Genomic DNA, 20,496 nt, shown 5'->3' with positions numbered 1-20,496 from the left:
AGCGACATGAACTTCGATTTTTCTGAAGACCAGAAATTTCTCGGCAATGAGGCCCGAAAATTCCTCGAAGCCGAATGCCCGATGACGGCTGTCCGTCTGGTGCTGAATGATGACGATATGAGCCACAATGAAACCGTCTGGAACAAGGTGGTGGAAATGGGCTGGCTGGGTACGGCCATTCCGGAAGAGCATGGCGGCCTCGGCCTCGGCCTGCTGGAAGTCTGCGTGCTCGCCGAGGAAATGGGCCGCGTCCTGGCGCCGGTGCCGTGGGCATCCACCGTCTACTTCTTTACCGAAGCCCTGAAAATTGCAGGCTCCGACGCGCAACAGGCCGACATCCTGCCGCGCATTGTCAGCGGCGATGTCGTCGGCTGCTATGCCGCCAGCGAAGGCCCCGGCAACCCGGACGCCGCCAATCTCAAGACCGTGTTCGACGGCACCACCCTCTCCGGCACCAAATTGCCTGTTACCGATGGCAATGTGGCAACCCATGCCGTCGTGCTCGCCAAGGAAGGCTCTGGCGCAAGCCTCGTCCTGGTCGATCTGACCGGCGCAGGGGTCACCCGCAAGACGCTCCAGACACTGGACCCGACGCGCAGTCACGCCGAAATCACTTTCGACAAGGCCCCGGCCACACGGCTCGGCAAGGCTGGCGATGGCGAGATGCTGAACGATCAGGTGCTGGACCACGCCGCTGTCCTGCTCGCCTTTGAACAGCTGGGCGGGGCCTCCCGCGCGCTGGAAATGGCGACCGCCTATGCCAAGGAACGCTACGCTTTTGGCCGCCCGATTGGCGGCAACCAGGCGATCAAGCACAAGCTCGCTGAAATGTATGTGAAGAACGAGGTGGCGCGGTCGAACTGCTTCTACGGCGCATGGGCCGTCTCGACGGGTGCCGCCGAACTGCCGGAAGCGGCAGCGGCTGCCCGCATCGCGGCCTGCGAAGCCTTCTGGTTCGCCTCGAAGGAAAACATCCAGACCCATGGCGGCATGGGCTTTACGTGGGAGGTGGATTGCCACCTCTTCTACCGCCGCGCCAAGCTGCTGGCCGTTCAGGCTGGTGCCCCGAAAGTGTGGAAGGAAAAACTCGTCCGCACCCTCGAAAACAAGAATGCCGCCTAAGGAGGAATGACTCATGGACTTCAATGACACCAAAGAAGAAGCTGAATTCCGCGCAGAAGCCCGCGCTTTCCTCGGCAAACATCTCGAGCCCAAGGGCGACAAGCCGCTGCGCCAGCGCGTGGACGGCACCGAATTCATGAAACTTGCCAAGCAATGGCAGAAGACCAAGTCCGAAGGCGGCTACGCCCAGATCACCTGGCCGAAAGAGATCGGCGGGCGCGGCGGTACGCCGATGCAGCAGGTCATCTGGAACCAGGAAGAAGGCAAGTTCGATGCGCCGACCGGCCCGTTCACCATCGGCCTTGGTATGTGTATCCCGACCGTCATTGCGTTCGGCTCGGATGAGCACAAGAAGCGCTATGTCGGCAAGGCGATGAAGGGCGAGGAAATCTGGTGCCAGCTTTTCTCCGAGCCGTCTGCCGGGTCTGACGTGGCGGGCCTGAAGACCCGCGCCGTCAAGGATGGCGACGAATGGGTCATCAATGGCCAGAAGGTCTGGACCTCTGGCGCGCACTATTCCGATTACGGCATCCTGCTGACCCGGACCGATCCGAGCGTGCCCAAGCACAAGGGCCTGACCATGTTCATCGTGGACATGAAACAGGCCGGCGTCGAAGTGCGTCCGATTCACCAGGCCTCCGGCGGACGCGAGTTCAACGAGGTCTATTTCACCGATGTCCGCATCCCGGATTCCGACCGCCTCGGCGAAGTCGGACAGGGCTGGAAAGTGGCCATCGTGACCCTGATGAACGAGCGTCTCGCTGTCGGCGGTTCGCCCGGCCCCGACTGGGCCGAGATCATGGCCTATGCGAAGGAAGCCGGCACCATGTCCGACCAGGCCTTCCGCGAGAAACTGGCCGATTGGTATGTCGCTGCGCAAGGCTACAAGCTGACCAAGTTCCGTACCCAGACGGCCCTGTCACGCGGCCAGACACCGGGACCGGAAAACTCGATCGGCAAGATCATCACCGCGAACCATCTTCAGGATATCTGTAACTCGGCCATCGAGATGCAGGACCATTACGGCATCCTGACAGATTCAGACCGGATGCCGGCCGATGCCATCTTCCAGCAAAGCTTCATGTGGGCCCCTGGCCTGCGGATTGCAGGCGGTACGGACGAAATCCTGAAGAACATCATTGCCGAACGCGTTCTGGGCCTGCCCCAGGATGTCCGCGTCGACAAGGATGTGGCGTTCGACCAGATGAAAAGCGGCTAGATCAGGCTTCGGGCTCTGGCTCGGATTCGGGTTCGGGGGCGTGGACGTTGATGTACTGGCTGACAAAGGCCGCAACATCGTTCACGCAGGCCCGACCTGCTTCGCCGAGCGCCTTGGCACGGTCCGCATTGGACCCGCCCCGGGCATCGGCTGACGCCGAGACCACCGTCTGATCGAGCACGTCCCGCGAGGCGCCATCGAGCAGCGTCGCGCGCACGCGGCATCGGCCGGTCGTTCCCGACAGAGTGAAATCCGTAACCTGCCAGGACAATTCATAGGGGGCCGCAGCCCCGGTTTCCGGCGCAATCGCCTTGCCCGCGCCCTGCCCCTGCAATGCGTCCAGCATCGCCATCTGCATCAGGCGGGTGGACGAATCCGTCCATTCGACATTCGGCACCAGCCGCAGGGCGCCCGAGGAATCCTCCGACGCAATGGCCCGTCCGGCCACGAGGCGCGAGGCGTCCGGCTCGCGGACAATGACGGACGCTTCAAGGTCATAGACAGTCTCCATCGGGGCAAAGCGATAGAGCCCCTCGGGCACTTTCGGTTCCGGCAGGACGGACACACAGGCAGCAAGGCTGCAGGCGGCAAGGCCAGTTGCAAGAATACGGATCATCTAGCGGCTCTCCTCATACGGGGCAGGGTCGCCGACCACGAAGCCCTGGGGGTTCTGTTCCAGTTCGCGGGCCACCCGGTCGAGCCGGGAGATCAGCACACGCAATTCACGGCTGGCGAGGCGGGCGTCTTCCAGCGCGCCTGTGGCCGGACCCTCAATCGCATCGGCCGCAGCGCTGACCGCGCGGTTGCTCTGCTCGACGGTCTTGTTGGCATTCGCAGTGACTTCGCGAATGTCGGCGACGAGGGCGTTTGCCTGCGCGCCAAATTCAGTGATCTGCTGGTCGGCATTCGTGCCGAAGGATTGCAGCGAGGCCGAGGCTTCTTCAAATCGCGCGGCAGCGTCGGACACATCCTTCATGGTCTGGGTCGCCTGCGCCATCGTGCCGTCATTCGCGGCGAGATTGCCGCTCAGGGTTTCGATGTTGCGAAGCGTTGCCGACAGGGAATCGATGTTCTCATCCGTCAGCACCAGATTCACCCGCTCGATGGTCCGTGTAGCCTTGCCGAGCACTTCCGCGCCGCCGGCAAAAATCTCGTCAAGCTGCGTTCGCTCAGCCTTGATGACCGGCACGGGCTGTCCCGGACGCGCCCTCAGCGGCGCCGCATTAGGGGAGCCTGCCGTGATCTGGACAAAGGTGATGCCGGTAATGCCGGCGAGCTGGATCGAGGCGGTCGAATCCACTTTCACCGGGGTTTCGGAATCCACCCGGATGCGGGCCCGCACCTTGGAGGGGTCTCCCCGGTCAATCCGGACCCAGGACACTTCGCCCACCTTGATGCCGATATAGCGGACCGAGGCCCCCTGCTCCAGCGAGACCGGACCCTCGAACACAATGTCATAGGCTTCGAAATCCTGCCGGAACTGGGACTGGCCCAGCCACAGGGTAAACATAGCCACGGCCAGCGTCGCTATGATGACGAATGCTCCGATCAGGGCGTAATTCGCACGTGTTTCCATCGTCTCCGGGCTCCCTTCTAGTGTCCCGTCGCGGCCCGACCACGCGGACCTCCGAAATATTCCTGGACCCACGGATGATCGAAGGCCCGTAATTCATCTATTGTGCCGACTGCCAGCACGCGTTTCTCGCCCAACACGGCAATCCGGTCACAAGTTGCATTCAGCGTATCCACATCATGCGTCACTAGAAAGACCGTCAGGCCCAGTGCGCGTTGCAGCTTGCGGATCAGCGCATCGAAATTGGCCGCTGTGATCGGGTCGAGGCCGGCGGTTGGCTCGTCGAGAAACAGGAGTTCCGGGTCGAGCGCCAGAGCCCGTGCCAGCGCCGCGCGCTTGCGCATGCCACCGGACAGGTCGGAGGGGTATTTCGCCCCGGCCTGTACGCCCAGACCAGCCATCAGGATCTTCATGTCGGCCAGTTCGCGGCAAAGCTGCGGCGAGAGATCGGTGTGCTCCTTCAGGGGCACCATGACATTCTCGCGTACGGTGAGGTTCGAGAACAGGGCGCCATCCTGGAACATGACGCCCCAGCTGCGCTCAACGGCGGCCCGCTCGTCGGGGTCGAGGGTTTCCAGCCGCTTGCCGAACACTTCGATGCTGCCGGCAGAAGGTTCCTTCAGCCCGGTGATCGCGCGGAGCAGGACGGACTTGCCACAGCCCGACGGGCCGATGATGCCGATGATCTCGCCGCGACGGATATCGAGGTCCAGATGCTCATGCACGACATGACTGCCATAGGCTGTCTTGAGATCGCGAATGCGGATGATGATGTCGTCGGTCAAATGTCCATCTCCATGTAGAAGATGGCGAACAGCGCATCGATCACGATGATCGAGAAGATGGCCTGCACCACTGAGGTGGTCGTCTTGCTGCCGAGCGACTGGACGCTGCCGCCGACATTCAGGCCCTGACGGCAGGCAATCAATGCCACCACAAAGCCGAACACGGGCGCCTTCGACATGCCGACCCAGAACTGGTCCAGCGGCACATTCGACTGCAGGCGGTCAAGAAACAGCGCCGGATTGATGTCCAGGGCCAGCCAGCCAACGATGACGCCGCCCGCAATGCCCGCCAGAGTGGAGACAAAGGTCAGCACCGGCGTCGTCACCACCATGGCGATGATGCGCGGCGCCACCAGCACGTCCATCGGCTTCAGGCCGAGCGTCTGCATGGCGTCGATTTCCTGGCGCATCTTCATCGTGCCGATCTGGGCCGTGAAGGACGAATTGGTCCGGCCGGCCAGAACGATGCCGGTCATGATGACGCCCAGCTCGCGCAGCATGGCAAAGCCGATCAGCTCGACTACGAAGATTTCGGACCCAAGGTCGCTCAGCGTGGTCGCGCCGATAAAGGCCACCACCATGCCGACGAAAAACGAAAGAAAGGCGATGATCGGCATGGCGTCGAGGCCCGCCTCTTCCATCACCGATACAATTGAGGTCCAGCGCAGCTTCCAAGGCGTCAGCACAAGCCGGAATGTCGTCACCAGCGTTTCCCCGAGGAAGGCCAGTGTGTCCTTGGCTTCGCTGAGCAAATTCATGAAGCCGCGGCCGGTCCGCTCCAGCATGTCGACCAGTCCGCCATGCGGGGGCCGCTTCGGGTCTTCCACATCGGTCACGGCATGGACCTGGCCGATCAGGTTTTCGGCGTTCGCGTGATCGCCCTCGATCCGGGCAGGCTCCTCGGAGAGCTGACGTAAGGTCCGGTCGATCACGAAGGCGCCGGCGGTATCGAGGCTGCCGAGCGCTGAAGCGTCGAGCACCACGCGGCCCTGCCCTTCAAGCTCGCGCAATTCATCATCGACAAATTGCACCGTGCGCACCGTCCAGTCTCCCGAGACACGGAGGATGGTCTGTTCGCCGCTGGTTTCCAGCGCGAATTCGGGGGTGCTAGGGTTTGCCATGCTAATACTTTTCTACCTGACCACCCTATCCAGACATGCTTAAGACCTGAAAAGCAGGATTGTTCAAATTTCACCTATCAGGACCATATATGGGCCAGCGAACACTTGAAATTACTGATATTTCTTCATCTCTGAAGACGGCGTTTACCATTTCGCGAGGCGCGAAGACCAGCGCGGAGACAATTCGGGTCACACTCCGGGAGGGCGACGCCATCGGGCGCGGCGAATGCGTGCCCTATCCCCGCTATGGCGAAACCCAGTCCGGCGTGCGCGCCGCCATCGAAGCGCTGCGCGCCCAGATCGAGGGCGGCCTCAGCCGCGAGGCGTTGCAGGCCGAGATGCCGGCCGGGGCGGCGCGCTGCGCGCTGGACTGCGCCTTGTGGGATCTGGAAGCCAAGCAAAGCGGCCTTCCGGTCTGGAAACTCGCGGGCCTGCCAGACCCCAAGCCGATCGAGACTGCGGTCACTGTCAGCCTCGATACCGCCGAGGCGATGGCCGAGGCCGCGCGCTCGAAGCCGAGCCGACTGCTGAAACTGAAACTCGGCGGCCCGGAAGATCTGGAACGGATCGAAGCGGTACATGCCGCCCGGCCCGATGCGCGCCTGATCGTCGATGGCAATGAAGGCCTGCTGCCGGAGCACTTCCCCTCCATCGTCAAACGCGCGGCAGACCTTGGCGTCGTCCTGATCGAACAACCCTTCCCGGCTGGCAAGGATGAAGCCCTGCTCCGCCGCCCCGGTGCGGTCTCGGTCTGCGCGGATGAGAGCGCCCATACGAGCGCCGAAATCCAGGACCTCTCCCGACGCTATGATGCGGTCAACGTGAAGCTCGACAAGACCGGCGGCCTGACTGAAGCAATCCGCATGGTGCAGGCCGCGCGCGACAGCGGACTGGGTGTGCTGGTCGGTTGCATGGTGGGCGGATCATTGTCGATGGCGCCGGCTGTGCTGCTCGCCGGGCTTGCGGACGCCGCAGACCTCGACGGGCCACTCTGGCTCGCCGAGGACATTGCGCATGGCCTGACCTATACGGACGGACATATCACCCCCCCAGAGCGGGCGCTCTGGGGATAGACTCGCAAGCTCAGCTCGCGACGGGCGTCAGTCCGAGCGCAACGCGGCCGGAAAACATCTGCTGACGCTTTTCCGGCAGCGGATGGAACTGACCGGCATGCGCATCCCGCAGCAGGCGTTCAATGCCCGCCTTGCGCATGAAGCCGGCCCCGCCCGCAACTTCCAGCGCCTTCTCGGCCACACCGATGACCGCATTGGCGCAGATCGTCTTGCGCGACAGGACCTGACTGGTCAGCACTTCATTCGGCATGAAGGCGAGATCATCACATAGCTCGATCATGGAGTCGGTCGCCATCTGCGCCGTGACAAGCAGGTTCTGCATCTCGCCGAGCTGTAGCGCCGTGATCGGATCATCCGCCTTGATTTTCGCCTTCTCGGTGGCGACCGAAGCCGCCTTTTCCGCAAGGCCCGTATAGACCGACATGATCAGCGGCAGGGCCACGGTCACAATCACATTGAACGCGCCGTGGAACGGCCCGCGCGGACGTTTGAGGCCGACGGCCGCATCAGGCACAAACACCTTGTTGAAGCGGATCGTCTGAGACCCCGTTGCCCGCATGCCCATGGCCTGCCAGTCATCCAGCATCTCCACGCCGTCGGCCTTCAGGGAGACCGGGAAATGCAGCACGTTCGGCCCCTCTTCCGGGCAATCATAGGCGCAGGAGGTGATGGCAATATCGCCGCAAGGCGACCCGCTGCCAAAGGGTTTTACCGCATTGATCAGATACCCGCCCTCGACCTTTTCCGCCGAGCCATTGGAGTCCAGCCAGTCATTTGCGCCGGTACTGACGAGCACGAGTTCCCCGGCGAGGACCTTTTCCAGCAGGGCCTCACCCGGCTTGCCGTCTTCAAAATTCTTGCGCGCGGCCGAGACGAGATGCTGGTGCATGGAAACAGCCAGCGCGGTAGACGGACAATCCTGGGCGAGACGGCGCAGGAACGCGCACATCTCGCGATGCGAAACTCCCTCACCACCCAAGGCGACGGGCACTTGCGCGGAAAACACCTTGCGCGCCTTCAACGCCTCATAATTCTCGTGAACGAATTCGTCCTTGCACTCGAATTCGGCGGACTTGTCTGAAAACAAGCTGCCCAATCCAATGGCAGCGTCTACAATTTGTGTGTCGAATGGCATGTCTGGTCCCCTGCCGTGGAAAGAAGATGAGGGACGCCGCCCGATGCGGCGCCCCGGAAAGCGGCGTCAGGCGAGCGCGGGCTCGGCCTTTGCCATGGCCTGAACATCTGCCGCGCTGAGCAGGTGTCCGCCAATTCCCCAATCCCCCTGTTCGATCTCGTTGATGCGAACCCAGGTGACGGAGCGCAGCGCTTCGCCTTCTATCCCGACCATTGTGTCGGTGACCTTGGTGATGATGTCCGCCTTCTGAGCGGGGGTGAACACGTCCTTGATAACATCGATTGTGACGAGTGGCATTTCATTTCTCCTATTTGAATCGTGACCGGACGATCCGGCCATGGGAGAAAATTGCGTGAAATGTGATTTTGTTTATAGTTCACACGTTGAAGCAACGCACTTCAGAATCTAAAGTAACTCACTTCAAAAGCTATATTGCCCGTCTTGTTCAGTATTGGGAGGCTCCCAATGAAATACGGCCAGTTCTGTCCTATCGCCAAGGCGACCGAGATTCTTGGCGAGAAATGGACCATCATCATCCTGCGTGAAATTCTCATGGGGGGCTGTCGTTTCAACACGTTGCAGCGCGGCCTCGGCGGCATTTCGCCGGCCTTGCTGACCAGCCGCCTGAAATCCCTGGAAGAGCAAGGCATGGTCGTCCGCCGCAAGGTGTCCGGCCAGAAAGGGTATGAATATTACCCCACCGAGGCGTGCCAGGCCTTGCTGCCCGTCCTCATTTCCATGGGCGAATGGGGTCTCATCTGGGCCCGGCACAATGTGCTGGACGAGGATTTCGACGTCGATTTCCTGATTTTCTATCTCGAACGCAGCGTCGATCCGTCAAAACTGATTGGCAATGAGAGCGTGATCCGGTTCAAATTCACCGACCTCACCGAACAGAGCGACTATTGGCTGCTGGTCAAGAATGAGAATATCGACCTCTGCCTCAAGGATCCGGGCAAGGATGTGGACGTCTATTTCACCTGCACCATCCGCACCATGCATGATGTCTGGATGGGCGACCGCACCTATCGCGACGCGATCAAGTCAGGCGATCTCTACGTGCATGGCGAACCCAGCCTGACACGGAACATCAGCTCCTGGCTGCGACCCAGCATTTTTGGCGAGTCGAAGCGCGCGCCGATACCCGCGACAGACCGGCTGGCCTAGCCGGCCCCGTCGAGAATATCCCGGAATCCGCTCGGGGCGTGCGGGCCCATAAATAATTGCTCGAAAGCGCCGATGCCTTCCGAAGCCAAGCCACCCGGCCCTTCATGCCGCGCGCGGGCAATGGCCTGGATGTGGAGATTCTCAGGCTGCTGCCATGACATCTTCTCCGGCTCGTAATCCTCGCGCAGGACCGACAGCTGGTCGCCATGATAAGAGCCATGCTTGCGCTCGGGATGGCCATAGCCGATGCCTTTCATCAGGAAGGTGCCGAACGGCTCGAAGCTGACCGTATGCGGATTGCCTTGCCCATCCTCGACATGCAGCTTGGCCGATTTCATCCGGCGCGTTCCGGGCGTGTAATGGATATCCATGTGCGGTTTGTCCAGATGGACCAGCTCGCCCTGCCCGGCGCCATCCATGGCCAGCACGGCGCGGGTGTTCCACGGCTCACCCGCCTCATCATGGTTCACATGATAGAACATTGAGAGGTTGGGGAAATTCGTCGGGGTCCAGATCCAGTAGAATTGCGGCGGCAGCGGCGGGATCAGCGGCTGGGTGTCCTGCGCGCCGATCGGGCGCACACCCCAGCTGCGGTCGCGCGTGCCGGTCCATGTCTCCGGCGAGACGGCGATCTCCTGTCCATCAAGGCGCAGCGTGCCGGACCAGCGGCCATTCTGCGTCATGCGGGTGACATCCATCAGCATGCGGGGCCCCTGCCGGCGCGTGAAGCGCGGCTCCTCGATGGGAAAGGCGCGACCCTCGAATTCCAGATCGAGCGCGATGCCTTCCGTCTCTTCCACTTTCAACCGGATACGTTTCAGCGGTTCGAGCACTTCGACCGAGAACCCGCCGACATAGGTGTCCATCCGTTCCATATTGAGCGGGCGCGAGAAGAAGACCGAATGCTGCTTGCCGCCGCGCAGCACCGAGACCGCCGCGTCGATAATGTTCAGATGCGGATAAATACCCATCGCCGCCGCGAAGAAGGTCTCACCATCGGGCGAATAGCCATTGAAGAAGTAGCGGTCATAGAAATTCCGGTCGGAGCCTGAAAAGGCGATAGGTTCCGGGGTCTGGTGAATCGGATATTCGTCTCCGGCGGTGAGCATGGCGTTTCCTTCCTTCGCGTCACCACTTGGCGGGCAACGTCCTGCCGATAGGGTGAACGAGGCAGACACACGGTTCAAGACGTGACGCAAAGGGAGGGCCCCGAATTGACGAGCAAGATGACGGCTGAGGAAGCCAACACATTCCTGGGAGGCGCGTTCGACACGCATGCGTCGCGCAGCGAGGTGACTTTGATGGAAGAGGGCCGCGCCGTGGTGCGACTGGTTGCCGACTCGACCCATCTCCGCCCCGGTGGCTATATCTCAGGGCCGACCCAGATGTCGCTGGTCGACACGGCCGCCTATATGGCGGTGATGACGAAGACAGGCCATGAACCGATGACGGTGACCAGCAATCTCAGTATCAATTTCCTGCGCCCCTGCATTGGCGACGTCGTGGTGGCGGATGCGCGGATCATGAAGATCGGCCAGGCCCTCGCCGTGATGGATGTGGACGTGCGCATCGAAGGCGCAGAGAAACCGTCCAGCCACGCCGTAGTCACGTATGCGATCCCCCGGGAACGGAGCGGCATGGCATGAACCGGCTCGGCCTCTTCGCGGCCCTGACAGGCTTTCTCGCCGTCGCGCTCGGCGCGTTCGGCGCGCACGCGCTGGACGGCACGCTGACCGCGGAAGGGACCGATTGGTGGCACACGGCTACGCTCTATGCCCTGCCCCATGCGGCAATGGCGCTCGCCATCGCGCTGCACTCCGGCAACGGTCTCATCCGCAAGGCCGGCTGGGCGTTTGTGTTCGGGACAATCGTGTTCGCCGGATCGCTCTATGCGATGGCACTGGGCGCACCGCGTTGGTTCGGCGCGATCACGCCGATTGGCGGTGTTTCATATCTGGTGGGATGGGGGCTTTGCGCGCTCGGCGCGAGCCGCTCCTAGGACGTCGAGCGATCCAGCGAGGCGTATTTGTCGGCCAGGCCATCGGCCGTCTCGCGGGCATCGTCAATCGTATCCGCAAAGGATTTCAGCTCACGGTCCACCGGAGCAATGTCCATGTCCATGTCGGAACGTGTGGTCACTTCGCCGAGGGCGCCCTGGAAATTCCGGTAGGCCATCTGCGCGCGCACCAGCGCCCGCTCATAGCTCATCACGTCGGCGCGGCTGGCTGAATCTTCGCCGCCGGTCTGCAGCACGTCGCGGGCTTCGCGGCTGACATCGGCGAGGCCGTCGCGGGCCGACTGGGTGTCAGACACGATCCGCGCCAGCACCAGCGAGGGCGCATCGGACTTCGCGCCAATGCGGGACGCATAGTCGCGGGATGTGTCCTTGTCGGATTTTCCGTTGATCAGCGTAGAAGCAAAGGCAGCCAGGCCGCCGGTCGCTTCGATCCAGCCATTCTTGACGGCATTCGCGCAATAATCGGCAGATACTTTACGCAGCGCAGACTGGGACTGCGTAAGGCTGGTTTCCACCGACGCCTCACCGGGTACCATCGAAACGGTTGCGCACCCTGCCAAAAGGCATAGGGATGCACCCAGAACTATACTACGCATTTGACAGCCACCTGCACACCTGATTGGGACCACACCTGTAATAATGTTTACGGACGCTATTGGTTCAAGTCCAGTAATGGCTGTGAATTTGACTGAAAATAGGTGAAGACTGCATGAACAGACGCCCAAACCGCCGCATTTTGTACCCGAGACTTGAATCCAGGCGCTCTGGACGGGTGCGAGTCAGTGAAATTCACGAGATTTATTGGGAAGAATCGGGGAATCCGGGCGGGATTCCGGTCATTGCCGTTCATGGAGGCCCCGGAGGCGGCTCAAGCCCGGAAATGAGGCGCTTCTTCGATCCAGGCAAATATCGCATCATCCTGTTCGACCAGCGCGGCTGTGGACGCTCCACGCCTCACTCCGAATTGCGCGAAAACACGACTTGGGACCTGATCGACGACATGGAGTCGATTCGCGACATGCTTGGGATCGACAAATGGCTGGTGTTTGGCGGGTCATGGGGCTCGACCCTGTCGCTGGCCTATGGCGTGACCCATCCGGACCGCACGCTTGGCCTCGTCCTGCGCGGCATCTTTCTGGTCTCCAAGGCCGAGATCCAATGGTTCTACCAGTCCGGCGCCAGCCGCCTGTTTCCGGATGCTTATGATCGCTACATCAAGCCCATCCCGGATGACGAACAGGATGATCTGTTGATGGCCTTCCATCGCCGCCTGACCGGGGATGACAAGCAGGTGCGCGTCGAAGCGGCCCGCGCCTGGTCACGCTGGGAGGGCGAGACCCTGTCCATCAAGGGCCCGACAACGACCCCTGCCCGCTTCAACGAAGATGAATTCGTCGATGCGTTCGCGCGCATCGAATGCCACTATTTCGTCAATCGCGGCTTCTTCGCCAGGGATTCCTGGCTGCTTGAGGAAGCGGAGACGAAACTGAAGGACATTCCCGGTGTGATCGTCCATGGACGGTATGATGTGGTGACGCCGCTCTCGACCGCCTGGGCGCTGTCCAAGGCGTGGCCGAAAGCCGATCTGCACGTCATTCCGGATGCCGGACACTCATCCATGGAGCCGGGCATTGTCGACAAGCTCATTCAGGCAACGGATGATTTCGCCGACAAATATGCCGGACTGGTATCCGCCTAGCACCGGACGCCGGACAGGCCTCGCCTTCCGGGTGTGTCGGGGTGTGTAGCGGGCGGAAGATACAAAAGGCCACGCAGTCTTGGGTATTGGGGAAGTATCAGGGTGCGACCCTCATACCTTCCGCCGCTGGGGCTCCGGCTATGGGCCGCCATCGCCCCCTCCCGCCGCGCTGAGCATCACGGCCGGAGACAGGCAGAGAGTGCCATGCGCGCCGCTGCGCCGGATTGGCCTGTCCTGATCGCTTGTCCCCACAACGAAAAAGGGGGCGGATAGCCGCCCCCTCTTCCCCGAATTTACTTGTGTCGGCGGCGTCTATATCACGCCGAGCTTGGTCAGGGTGCCCAGCACAAGGATGAAGGCCAGCGCCGGTGGAACGACCCAGCGGCACATGAAGCGCCAGAGGTTCATGATCGTCCCTTCGCCGAGTTCCGTGGTCAGCATTTCGCGGCTGAGGATCCAGCCGGCAAACACGGCCAGCAGCAGGGCGCAGAGCGGCAGCATGATGTTGCCGGTGATGATGTCTGCGAAGTCGATGAAATCGGTGGAGTAGACATAGCCCATGCCGATCATGAACAGCACGAAGCCGATGCCCATAGCTGCGCCGGGACGGGTTACGCCTTCGCGCTCTTCCAGCCATGCGACGCCCACTTCCATCAGAGAGATCGAGGAGGTGAAGGCGGCAAAGAGAGCGAGCAGGAAGAAGGCCCCGCCGACCCAGACGCCCAGCGCGCCCATCTGGCTGAAGGCAATCGGCATCGAAACGAAGAACAGACCCGGACCACCCGCAGGGTCTGCGCCAAAGGCGAAGACGATCGGGAAAATGGCAAAGCCGGCAATCAGCGCCACCATCGTGTCAGCGCTGGCCACAATGGCCGAGGCGCGCGGGATGTTGGTGTCCCGGCTAAGATAGGCGCCATAGGTGACCATCAGGCAGGAGCCAACCGACAGCGAGAAGAAGGCCTGGCCGACCGCTTCGAGGAACGTGCCCATCGTCACTTCGCTGAAGTCAGGGGTCAGCAGGAAATCAGCCGCTGCGCCTGCATCGCCTTCAATCAACGCGAACCCGACAATCCCGATCAACAGGATGAAAAAGGCTGGCATGAGCACGGTTGCCGCTTTCTCGATCCCGCCTTTGACGCCCCGCGCGACGACGATAACGTTTGCGAGCAGGAAAGCGACAAGCAGGCCGCCAATCATGTATTTGTTGCTGATCGTCTCCCCAAAATTGCCAGCGGAAACATCCGCGATCGAAACCGTCGACCCCGTCTCCGCTGTCAGGCGCGCAGCCTCGGCGGCAAACCCGTTGAACGTGCCGCCGAAAGCCTGCGGGATGAAGGCCAGCACCCAGGCCGAAATCACGATGTAGAAGGTCAGGATGAAGAAGGCGCCCAGCGAGCCGATCCAGCCAACGACCTGCCAGTTCTCGCTCTTGCTTTCCGCGCGGGCCAGGGAGTGAATGCCCTCGATCGCCGACATGCCGGACTTCCGGCCAACCGCGTATTCCGCCATCAGCACGGTCAGGCCGAGGAACAGAACGCAAAACAGATAGATGATGATGAAGGCCCCGCCGCCATTCTCACCGGCTGTGAACGGGAAGCGCCAGAAATTGCCCAGACCTACCGACGAACCGACCGCCGCCATGATGAATCCGAAGCGCGAGCCCCAATGATCCGTCTTGCGGCCAATTTCTCCTGCCATACGCCCTCTCCCCGGGTACAAGTTTCGCGCGAACCTATCTTCGGCAAAACAAAAATCAACGATTGTTATGTTTTAGTGCTAAAATAGCCCTCGGGCTGTCAGCTTCTCGTCACGGTGCATGTGCGCCGCAATGATCAGGCCGAAACACGCCATGGTGGTGAGCATGGCCGTGCCGCCATAAGAGATCAATGGCAATGGCATGCCAACCACCGGCAGCAGGCCGAGCACCATGCCCACATTGAACACGATGTAGAAGCCGACCGTCGCCACGGCGCCCGCCGAGGCAAGCCGCCCGAACCAGCTGACCGACCGGGCCGCACTGTAGAGCGACCAGCCGAGGATCACCGCAAAGCAGAGCAGCAAGGCGGTCGACCCGAGAAACCCGAATTCCTCGGCAATCACGGTGAGAATGAAGTCCGTATGCTGTTCGGGCACATAATCCTGCTGGGACTGGATGCCCTGCAACCAGCCGCGCCCGTTGAAGCCGCCCGCGCCGATGGCGATCTTGCCCTGTTCGATCTGGTAGCTCTCGCCCAGCGCATTGGTGGCGCCGCCAAACAATTGGGCGAGGAAGGTATCGACCCGTTCACGCTGGTAGGGCGCGAGCACGAATTGGTAGACTGGCCAGACCGAGGCCACACCGCCAATGATCGCGGTGCCGATCACCCGAACCGACAGGCCGGCGAGAAAGATGACCACACCGCCGGAGGCGACAAGGGCGAGCGTGGTGCCGAAATCCGGCTGCTTGAAGATCAGCGCGGCCGGCAACAGGATGATCGCGAGCGCACCAAGATGCACGAGGATGCGCCCGGACTGTGGCTGCAGCACCATCTGGTAATAGCGGGCGAGCGCCATGGTGACGGCGAGTTTCGCGAATTCGGAAGGCTGGACCGCAACCGGGCCGATCTGCAACCAGCGCTGCGCGCCGCCCCCGGTCACGCCCATCAGCTCCACCAGGACCAACAAGACCACCGTCCCCGCATAGGCCGGAAAGGCCAGCCGCATCCACCAGGACAGCGGCAACAGAGCGAGCCCGATCATCATGAAGAAACAGAAGACGAACCGCACCAGCTGCAGCTTCCAGAGATGCGCTTCAACCGGATTGGTGTGGGCGGAAGAATAGAGCATCGCAATGCCCGTCAGCGCCATAGCCGCAATCAGCAGGATGAAGCCCCAGGGCAGACGCATCAGCTTGTTGAGCGGGCCCTGCGTCTCGAAATTGAGCGAGGTCGCGGTACGGGTGCGGGCCTCGCCCCGCGAAAAGCCGGTAAAGCCTTCGCGGTTCATGTCGGCTCTCCGTCATCCGTCATGGATTTCGGCAGGGAAGCGCTCTGCGAATAGGCTGGTTTGCGGCGGCTGTCGCTCTTGAGCGCGAAGTGGAGAATGTCGCGGGCGACCGGCGCCGCAGTGCGCGAGCCCCCTTCCCCATGCTCGACGACAACCGAGATCGCATATTTCGGATTGTCTGCCGGGGCGTAGGCCACGAACAGGGCGTGGTCGCGCAGTTCGCGCGCGATCTCACTGCCCGAGCGGACACCGCTGAGACGCTCCTCGCGGGAAATGCGGCGCACTTGCGCCGTGCCCGTCTTGCCGGCGAGGCGCGGACCGCCAAGGCCGAGGTCGCCCGAGCGATAGGCCGTGCCGCCGCCTTCAGAGGTCACGCCATACATGCCCGCCTTCATCAGTTTCATGACTTCCGGGTCCAGCGGCGCATCGAGCGTATGGTCGTCCTGCGATTGCGGCCCGATGCCGATCATGCGCGGCTTGAACGGCTTACCTTCGGTGGCAATCCGCGCGGTCATCAGCGCGAGCTGCAACGGCGTGGTGCCAAGCTGGCCCTGTCCAATCCCGAAATTGAGTGTTTCGCCCTCGTACCAGCTTTCCTTGCGGACACGCTGTTTCCATTCGCGGTCCGGCACGAGACCGCCCCGGCCGCCGGTCATGCCCAGCACCCAGTCCTGGCCGAAGCCGAATTTGCGGGCCGTCTCGGCAATCTTGTCGACCCCGGTGCGGCGGGCGATTTCGTAGAAATAGACGTCGCACGAGCCCTTGATGCCTGTATGCAGGTTGACCGAGCCGTGGCCGCCCTTCTTCCAGCAATGCCAGGTGCGGTTGCCGAAATGGTAATAGCCATTGCAATGGACCCGGTCGGTCGGCTTCACGGCCCCGGATTCCAGCGCGGCAGTCGCCACCACCATCTTGAAGGTCGAGCCCGGTGGATAGACGCCGCCATGCGCACGCGGATAGAGCGGCGAACGGGTGTCATCGCGCAGTTCCGCATAGCTTGCCGTGGAGATGCCGTTGACGAAATCATTCGGATCAAAGGCGGGCGTCGAGACCATGGCCAGTACGTCGCCGGTTTCCACATCCATCACGACGGCCGCGCCGCTTTCGCCCTCGAAGCGCTCGATGGCAACGCGCTGCAGGTCTGAATCGATGGTCACGAACAGGTCGCGGCCCGCTGTGGGCGCCAGGCGTTCGTCGGGGATTTCCTCGATCACGCGACCATGCGCATTGGTCACCAGCTTGCGATAGCCCGGCTTGCCGCGCAGCCATTCTTCGGCAAAGCGCTCCATGCCCTGACGGCCCGTCCGCATGTCCGGATGCCGGAACATGGTTTTCAGCGTCTCGCTTTCCTTGTCGGACATGCCCTCGGTCAGGCGCACGAGATCGTCCTGACTGGCACGCGCGACATAGCCCAGCACATGCGCGAAATCCCGGCCACGCGGATACGACCGCGTCAGCGCCATTTCGACGTTCACGCCCGGCATCTCGGCGGCGTGCACATTCATGCGCGCGAAGTCTTCATAGGTCAGTTCATGCGCCACGGTGACGGGCACAAAGCCGGCATTGCGGCGCCGGCTGAGACGGATCTCGTTGGCAATGCGCTCAAGCCGCTCATCCGGCAGCTCGATCAGGGCAGCAATCTGCGCCAGCGTGTGCTCGGGATCGTCGGTCTGTTCCGGCGTGATCGAGATGCGGCCCGCGCGGCGGTGCGAGGCGAGCGGACGACCGAACCTGTCAAGAATGCGCCCCCGCTGCGGCGGCGCCAGCTGCAGCTTGATATGGTTGGCCTCGGCCTGTGCCTGGTAGCGCTCCTTGTCGAGGATCTGCAACTGGAACAGACGGGCGATGAGCCCGGCCCAGACCATTCCCCCTACCGTGCCCGCAATCGCGGTGCGGCGGGTGAAGGCAAAATCGAGATCGGCGGGTTTCTTGCTCATCCGGCCTGCCCCGCAAGCTCTCCCGGCCGACGCCCGAGATCGAATACTTTCTGCAGCACGGCATAGGCGAGACCTGTCGTCAGCAAGGAGGCAAACAGGGGCAGCACACGCACGGGATGATCCTCCAGCGTCGAGGCCATCAGCCACAACAGGAGAAACGCCCCCGAAAACAGGAGGACGGGCGACAGGATCGCAACGAGGGGTTCGTTCATGACGTCGAACATATCAGCAATCGCGGCGCTGGCACCGTAGGCAAGCAGGTTCAGGATGACAAAACATCCGAGCGGCGCATGGAAGGTAACATCCTGGATAAGGCCGAAAAGGATCAGAAGGATCATCGGGCGAACCGACAAGCCCACCCTGCCCCAGCCCACCGCGCCCCACAGCGCCGCATAGGGCCAGGCAACCGAAAAACCGAAGAATTCCCGCGGTGTCAGACCGAGGACGCCAATGGCCGCAATCGCAAACGCCCCGAACAGGAGACGGGGCGTCGGGCCGGTCTGCGACCACAGGCTCTTCTTGTTGCGGGGAGTAGAACGGGGCATCCTATTGGCGTGCCCCCTGCGCCGGGCTGGCCGCTATCTCGGGCTCTTCCACTTCCAGCTCCACCGGCTTGCGGATCTCTGGCGGAGGGATCATCTGGACATAGCCGCCATCGCGCTCTGCCATCGAGAATTTGACCCGCCAGTCATCACCGGCCTTGCGGACCTCCCCGACGATCAGGCCCCGCGGGAATGCCCCGCCCTCGGCCGAGGTCAGGATACGCTCGCCTTCAACGAACTGATCGCGCTCCGGCAGATCAGTCAGGCTGCCGAGGCCGTCGCGGCCACCATACAGGATGGCCCGGATGCCGCTGACTTCGCCCATCACGGGCACACGGCTGTTGAAGTCGGTAATCAGCAGGATGCGGGACGAATATTCGCCGAGTTGAATGACGCGCCCTACGAGGCCGCCTTCGTTCAGGGCCACGGCGCCGGGTTCAACGCCTTGCGCGCGGCCCGCATTGGCCAGGATGGTCTGCGCGAACGGACCATCATTCTCTGCGGTCACGCGCGCCGTGACGCCGCGTGCGGGCGGCTCGCCCATCAAATTCAGGATTTCCTCATAGGCTTCGAGCCGCTCTGCCATGGAAATGGCGGCGGCCTTGTAGCGCGAGAGATTGCGCACTTCGGCTTCGAGTTCCTTGATGCGACGCTCGCGCTTGGCCTGGCCGGTCACCCAGGCCCAGGCATTGAAGCCTTCATTGCCCCCGAGACGATCCCCGACCGTGGTCCGGACGGGATTGAACAGAGTGCGAATTTGCGGGGCGGACTGGGCGAGAACGAGCGCAATCGCGGCAAAAATGAACACGCCGAGGATGAGACGCTTGGGAGAGCGTTTCTGACTCTTCGTTCCTGATCGGCCGAGGCGCGCCATTGGCCAGTTCCCTTGCGAAATTACCCCTGTCAGCTCATCTCAATCAGACTTCGGGTGAGAGCACCGTACGCATCTTCGTGAAATTCTCGAGCACATGCCCGCAGCCATTCACAACACATTTCAGCGGATCGTCGGCGATCATGACCGGCAGTTGAGCCTGCTCACGGATGACCGTGTCGAGATTGCGCAACAGGGCGCCGCCGCCTGTCAGGACAATGCCGCGATCAACAATATCCGCAGCCAGTTCCGGCGGCATGGCTTCCAGTGCAATCTTAACAGCATCAATGATGTCCGTCACGGGCTCGCGCAGCGCTTCGGCAATCATCGCCTCGGTGATTTCAGTTTCCTTCGGCACCCCGTCCAGCGTGCCGCGGCCGCGCACGGTCAGGGCCATGCCGGTGCCATTCTCCGGCGGCTGGGCCGTGCCGATTTCCTTCTTGATGCGCTCGGCAGACATTTCCCCGATGAGGATCTTCTGCTCGCGGCGCAGATAATTGACGATGGCCTGGTCCATCTTGTCACCGCCGACGCGGACCGAGCGTGAATAGACGATGCCGCCCAGCGACAGCACAGCGACTTCCGACGTCCCGCCCCCAATATCAACGACCATGGAGCCAGCCGGATCATCAATCGGCAGGCCCGCACCGATGGCGGCGGCCATGGGTTCTTCGATCAGCTGCACTTCGCGCGCCCCAGCGGCCAGGGCTGACTGGTGAATGGCGCGGCGCTCAACGCTGGTCGCGGAGCTGGGCACGCAGATGATGATGAGGGGGGACACGAACGCCCGGCGGTTGTGAACCTTCCGGATGAAGTGCTTGATCATTTCCTCGGCGACTTCGAAATCGGCGATCACCCCATCGCGCATCGGGCGAATGGCTTCCATGTTCACCGGAGTCTTGCCGAGCATGTTCTTGGCTTGCTCGCCGACTGCGTAGACGATCTTGCGACCGCCTTGCGTCATGTAGGCGACAACAGAGGGTTCATCGAGCTTGACGCCCTGCCCCTTCACATAGACCAGCGTGTTCGCTGTCCCAAGGTCAATGGCCATGTCCGTAGACAGCATGCCGAGGAGGCTACCAATCATGTCGTACCCGAGCTCTTTCTTGAGCGCCCGGACAGTTTTGCCCGGTGCGCATGTGCAATTCTTTACACAGCCCCATACAACATCTGCCGTTAACGCCGCTTTAATGCAAGAGTCGCTCGGCAGATAAGTGGTACGCTGCGTTCATGGTAAAGATGCGCGCTGT

The 20,496-nt window shown here is 62.1% G+C and carries 21 protein-coding genes; 7 read left to right on the top strand and 14 right to left on the bottom strand.

All coding sequences use genetic code 11. The annotated features are described in order from the left end of the window. Positions 1 to 6 precede the first annotated feature (6 nt). Positions 7 to 1,122 (top strand): acyl-CoA dehydrogenase family protein, encoded by a 1,116-nt coding sequence (locus V7660_RS13170; RefSeq protein ID WP_335603511.1) that lies wholly within the window; start codon positions 7 to 9, stop codon positions 1,120 to 1,122. Between the two features lie 13 nt (positions 1,123 to 1,135). Next, positions 1,136 to 2,341 carry an acyl-CoA dehydrogenase family protein gene (locus V7660_RS13165; RefSeq protein WP_335603510.1) on the top strand — a complete coding sequence of 402 codons (1,206 nt, stop codon included), beginning with the start codon at positions 1,136 to 1,138 and terminating at the stop codon, positions 2,339 to 2,341. 1 nt (position 2,342) lies between these two features. Here V7660_RS13165 and V7660_RS13160 read toward each other — a convergent pair whose 3' ends face one another. From V7660_RS13160 to V7660_RS13145, 4 genes are read right to left on the bottom strand one after another with little or no spacing between them, the layout of a single operon-like run. Next, complete coding sequence (locus V7660_RS13160) at positions 2,343 to 2,957, bottom strand: ABC-type transport auxiliary lipoprotein family protein (RefSeq protein WP_335603509.1); 615 nt, start codon at positions 2,955 to 2,957, stop codon at positions 2,343 to 2,345. Then, positions 2,958 to 3,917, bottom strand: coding sequence for an MlaD family protein (locus V7660_RS13155; protein ID WP_335603508.1), 960 nt, complete (start codon positions 3,915 to 3,917; stop codon positions 2,958 to 2,960). 17 nt (positions 3,918 to 3,934) lie between these two features. After that, positions 3,935 to 4,699 (bottom strand): ABC transporter ATP-binding protein, encoded by a 765-nt coding sequence (locus V7660_RS13150; protein WP_335603507.1) that lies wholly within the window; start codon positions 4,697 to 4,699, stop codon positions 3,935 to 3,937. After that, the gene (locus V7660_RS13145) at positions 4,696 to 5,820 is read right to left on the bottom strand and encodes an ABC transporter permease (protein WP_335603506.1); all 1,125 of its coding nucleotides are present in this window, start codon (positions 5,818 to 5,820) and stop codon (positions 4,696 to 4,698) included. The genes V7660_RS13150 and V7660_RS13145 overlap by 4 nt, the downstream gene beginning before the upstream one ends. 89 nt (positions 5,821 to 5,909) lie before the next feature. Between V7660_RS13145 and dgcA the strand changes: the two genes are divergently transcribed. Next, on the top strand, positions 5,910 to 6,893 hold the full coding sequence (gene dgcA / locus V7660_RS13140; protein ID WP_335603505.1) for an N-acetyl-D-Glu racemase DgcA: 984 nt from the start codon (positions 5,910 to 5,912) through the stop codon (positions 6,891 to 6,893). Between the two features lie 10 nt (positions 6,894 to 6,903). Here dgcA and V7660_RS13135 read toward each other — a convergent pair whose 3' ends face one another. Further along, on the bottom strand, positions 6,904 to 8,028 hold the full coding sequence (locus V7660_RS13135) for an acyl-CoA dehydrogenase family protein (RefSeq protein WP_335603504.1): 1,125 nt from the start codon (positions 8,026 to 8,028) through the stop codon (positions 6,904 to 6,906). A 66-nt stretch (positions 8,029 to 8,094) separates the two neighbouring features. After that, positions 8,095 to 8,325 (bottom strand): tautomerase family protein, encoded by a 231-nt coding sequence (locus V7660_RS13130; protein ID WP_335603503.1) that lies wholly within the window; start codon positions 8,323 to 8,325, stop codon positions 8,095 to 8,097. Positions 8,326 to 8,493: 168 nt separating this feature from the next. Here V7660_RS13130 and V7660_RS13125 point away from each other — a divergent pair, with 168 nt between their 5' ends. Next, positions 8,494 to 9,195, top strand: coding sequence for a winged helix-turn-helix transcriptional regulator (locus V7660_RS13125; RefSeq protein WP_335603502.1), 702 nt, complete (start codon positions 8,494 to 8,496; stop codon positions 9,193 to 9,195). On the opposite strand, the gene V7660_RS13120 is transcribed toward V7660_RS13125, so the two are convergent. Then, on the bottom strand, positions 9,192 to 10,304 hold the full coding sequence (locus V7660_RS13120) for a hypothetical protein (RefSeq protein ID WP_335603501.1): 1,113 nt from the start codon (positions 10,302 to 10,304) through the stop codon (positions 9,192 to 9,194). The genes V7660_RS13125 and V7660_RS13120 overlap by 4 nt on opposite strands. A 105-nt stretch (positions 10,305 to 10,409) precedes the next feature. Here V7660_RS13120 and V7660_RS13115 point away from each other — a divergent pair, with 105 nt between their 5' ends. Continuing rightward, complete coding sequence (locus tag V7660_RS13115; RefSeq protein WP_335603500.1) at positions 10,410 to 10,841, top strand: PaaI family thioesterase; 432 nt, start codon at positions 10,410 to 10,412, stop codon at positions 10,839 to 10,841. Beyond that, positions 10,838 to 11,194, top strand: coding sequence for a DUF423 domain-containing protein (locus V7660_RS13110; protein WP_335603499.1), 357 nt, complete (start codon positions 10,838 to 10,840; stop codon positions 11,192 to 11,194). Before V7660_RS13115 ends, V7660_RS13110 begins: the two co-directional genes overlap by 4 nt. Here the strand turns inward: V7660_RS13110 and V7660_RS13105 are convergent. Then, positions 11,191 to 11,727 (bottom strand): hypothetical protein, encoded by a 537-nt coding sequence (locus tag V7660_RS13105; protein ID WP_335603498.1) that lies wholly within the window; start codon positions 11,725 to 11,727, stop codon positions 11,191 to 11,193. The two genes, V7660_RS13110 and V7660_RS13105, sit on opposite strands and share 4 nt — an antisense overlap. Before the next feature lie 194 nt (positions 11,728 to 11,921). Between V7660_RS13105 and pip the strand changes: the two genes are divergently transcribed. Then, positions 11,922 to 12,911: a prolyl aminopeptidase gene (gene pip / locus V7660_RS13100; protein ID WP_335603497.1), complete on the top strand. Its 990-nt coding sequence runs from the start codon at positions 11,922 to 11,924 to the stop codon at positions 12,909 to 12,911. 312 nt (positions 12,912 to 13,223) lie between these two features. Here the strand turns inward: pip and V7660_RS13095 are convergent, their stop codons facing one another. The 6 genes from V7660_RS13095 to V7660_RS13070 form a co-directional block, all read right to left on the bottom strand. Next, positions 13,224 to 14,609, bottom strand: a complete 1,386-nt coding sequence (locus tag V7660_RS13095) for a sodium-dependent transporter (RefSeq protein ID WP_335603496.1) — start codon at positions 14,607 to 14,609, stop codon at positions 13,224 to 13,226. Positions 14,610 to 14,687: 78 nt separating this feature from the next. Then, positions 14,688 to 15,896 (bottom strand): rod shape-determining protein RodA, encoded by a 1,209-nt coding sequence (gene rodA, locus V7660_RS13090; protein WP_335603495.1) that lies wholly within the window; start codon positions 15,894 to 15,896, stop codon positions 14,688 to 14,690. Continuing rightward, positions 15,893 to 17,833 carry a penicillin-binding protein 2 gene (gene mrdA, locus V7660_RS13085; RefSeq protein ID WP_335603494.1) on the bottom strand — a complete coding sequence of 647 codons (1,941 nt, stop codon included), beginning with the start codon at positions 17,831 to 17,833 and terminating at the stop codon, positions 15,893 to 15,895. The genes rodA and mrdA overlap by 4 nt, the downstream gene beginning before the upstream one ends. Continuing rightward, a complete protein-coding gene (locus V7660_RS13080) occupies positions 17,830 to 18,378 on the bottom strand; it encodes a hypothetical protein (RefSeq protein ID WP_335603493.1) in 549 nt (182 codons plus the stop codon). The genes mrdA and V7660_RS13080 overlap by 4 nt, the downstream gene beginning before the upstream one ends. 1 nt (position 18,379) lies before the next feature. Next, complete coding sequence (gene mreC, locus V7660_RS13075) at positions 18,380 to 19,249, bottom strand: rod shape-determining protein MreC (protein ID WP_335603492.1); 870 nt, start codon at positions 19,247 to 19,249, stop codon at positions 18,380 to 18,382. A 43-nt stretch (positions 19,250 to 19,292) separates the two neighbouring features. Beyond that, positions 19,293 to 20,333, bottom strand: coding sequence for a rod shape-determining protein (locus V7660_RS13070; protein WP_206992296.1), 1,041 nt, complete (start codon positions 20,331 to 20,333; stop codon positions 19,293 to 19,295). Between the last annotated feature and the right edge of the window lie 163 nt (positions 20,334 to 20,496).

This window comes from Hyphomonas sp. (genome assembly GCF_036964145.1).
GTDB lineage: Bacteria > Pseudomonadota > Alphaproteobacteria > Caulobacterales > Hyphomonadaceae > Hyphomonas.
This window is presented reverse-complemented; position numbering and strand designations above follow the sequence as displayed.

Excerpts from the sequence above, each read along its gene's own strand:
- V7660_RS13170 (WP_335603511.1), top strand. The coding sequence starts at position 7 with ATGAACTTCGATTTTTCTGAAGACCAGAAATTTCTCGGCAATGAGGCC.
- V7660_RS13165 (WP_335603510.1), top strand. The coding sequence starts at position 1,136 with ATGGACTTCAATGACACCAAAGAAGAAGCTGAATTCCGCGCAGAAGCC.
- V7660_RS13160 (WP_335603509.1), bottom strand. The coding sequence starts at position 2,957 with ATGATCCGTATTCTTGCAACTGGCCTTGCCGCCTGCAGCCTTGCTGCC.
- V7660_RS13155 (WP_335603508.1), bottom strand. The coding sequence starts at position 3,917 with ATGGAAACACGTGCGAATTACGCCCTGATCGGAGCATTCGTCATCATA.
- V7660_RS13145 (WP_335603506.1), bottom strand. The coding sequence starts at position 5,820 with ATGGCAAACCCTAGCACCCCCGAATTCGCGCTGGAAACCAGCGGCGAA.
- dgcA (WP_335603505.1), top strand. The coding sequence starts at position 5,910 with ATGGGCCAGCGAACACTTGAAATTACTGATATTTCTTCATCTCTGAAG.
- V7660_RS13135 (WP_335603504.1), bottom strand. The coding sequence starts at position 8,028 with ATGCCATTCGACACACAAATTGTAGACGCTGCCATTGGATTGGGCAGC.
- V7660_RS13130 (WP_335603503.1), bottom strand. The coding sequence starts at position 8,325 with ATGCCACTCGTCACAATCGATGTTATCAAGGACGTGTTCACCCCCGCT.
- V7660_RS13125 (WP_335603502.1), top strand. The coding sequence starts at position 8,494 with ATGAAATACGGCCAGTTCTGTCCTATCGCCAAGGCGACCGAGATTCTT.
- V7660_RS13120 (WP_335603501.1), bottom strand. The coding sequence starts at position 10,304 with ATGCTCACCGCCGGAGACGAATATCCGATTCACCAGACCCCGGAACCT.
- V7660_RS13110 (WP_335603499.1), top strand. The coding sequence starts at position 10,838 with ATGAACCGGCTCGGCCTCTTCGCGGCCCTGACAGGCTTTCTCGCCGTC.
- pip (WP_335603497.1), top strand. The coding sequence starts at position 11,922 with ATGAACAGACGCCCAAACCGCCGCATTTTGTACCCGAGACTTGAATCC.
- V7660_RS13095 (WP_335603496.1), bottom strand. The coding sequence starts at position 14,609 with ATGGCAGGAGAAATTGGCCGCAAGACGGATCATTGGGGCTCGCGCTTC.
- rodA (WP_335603495.1), bottom strand. The coding sequence starts at position 15,896 with ATGAACCGCGAAGGCTTTACCGGCTTTTCGCGGGGCGAGGCCCGCACC.
- mrdA (WP_335603494.1), bottom strand. The coding sequence starts at position 17,833 with ATGAGCAAGAAACCCGCCGATCTCGATTTTGCCTTCACCCGCCGCACC.
- V7660_RS13080 (WP_335603493.1), bottom strand. The coding sequence starts at position 18,378 with ATGCCCCGTTCTACTCCCCGCAACAAGAAGAGCCTGTGGTCGCAGACC.
- mreC (WP_335603492.1), bottom strand. The coding sequence starts at position 19,249 with ATGGCGCGCCTCGGCCGATCAGGAACGAAGAGTCAGAAACGCTCTCCC.
- V7660_RS13070 (WP_206992296.1), bottom strand. The coding sequence starts at position 20,333 with ATGATTGGTAGCCTCCTCGGCATGCTGTCTACGGACATGGCCATTGAC.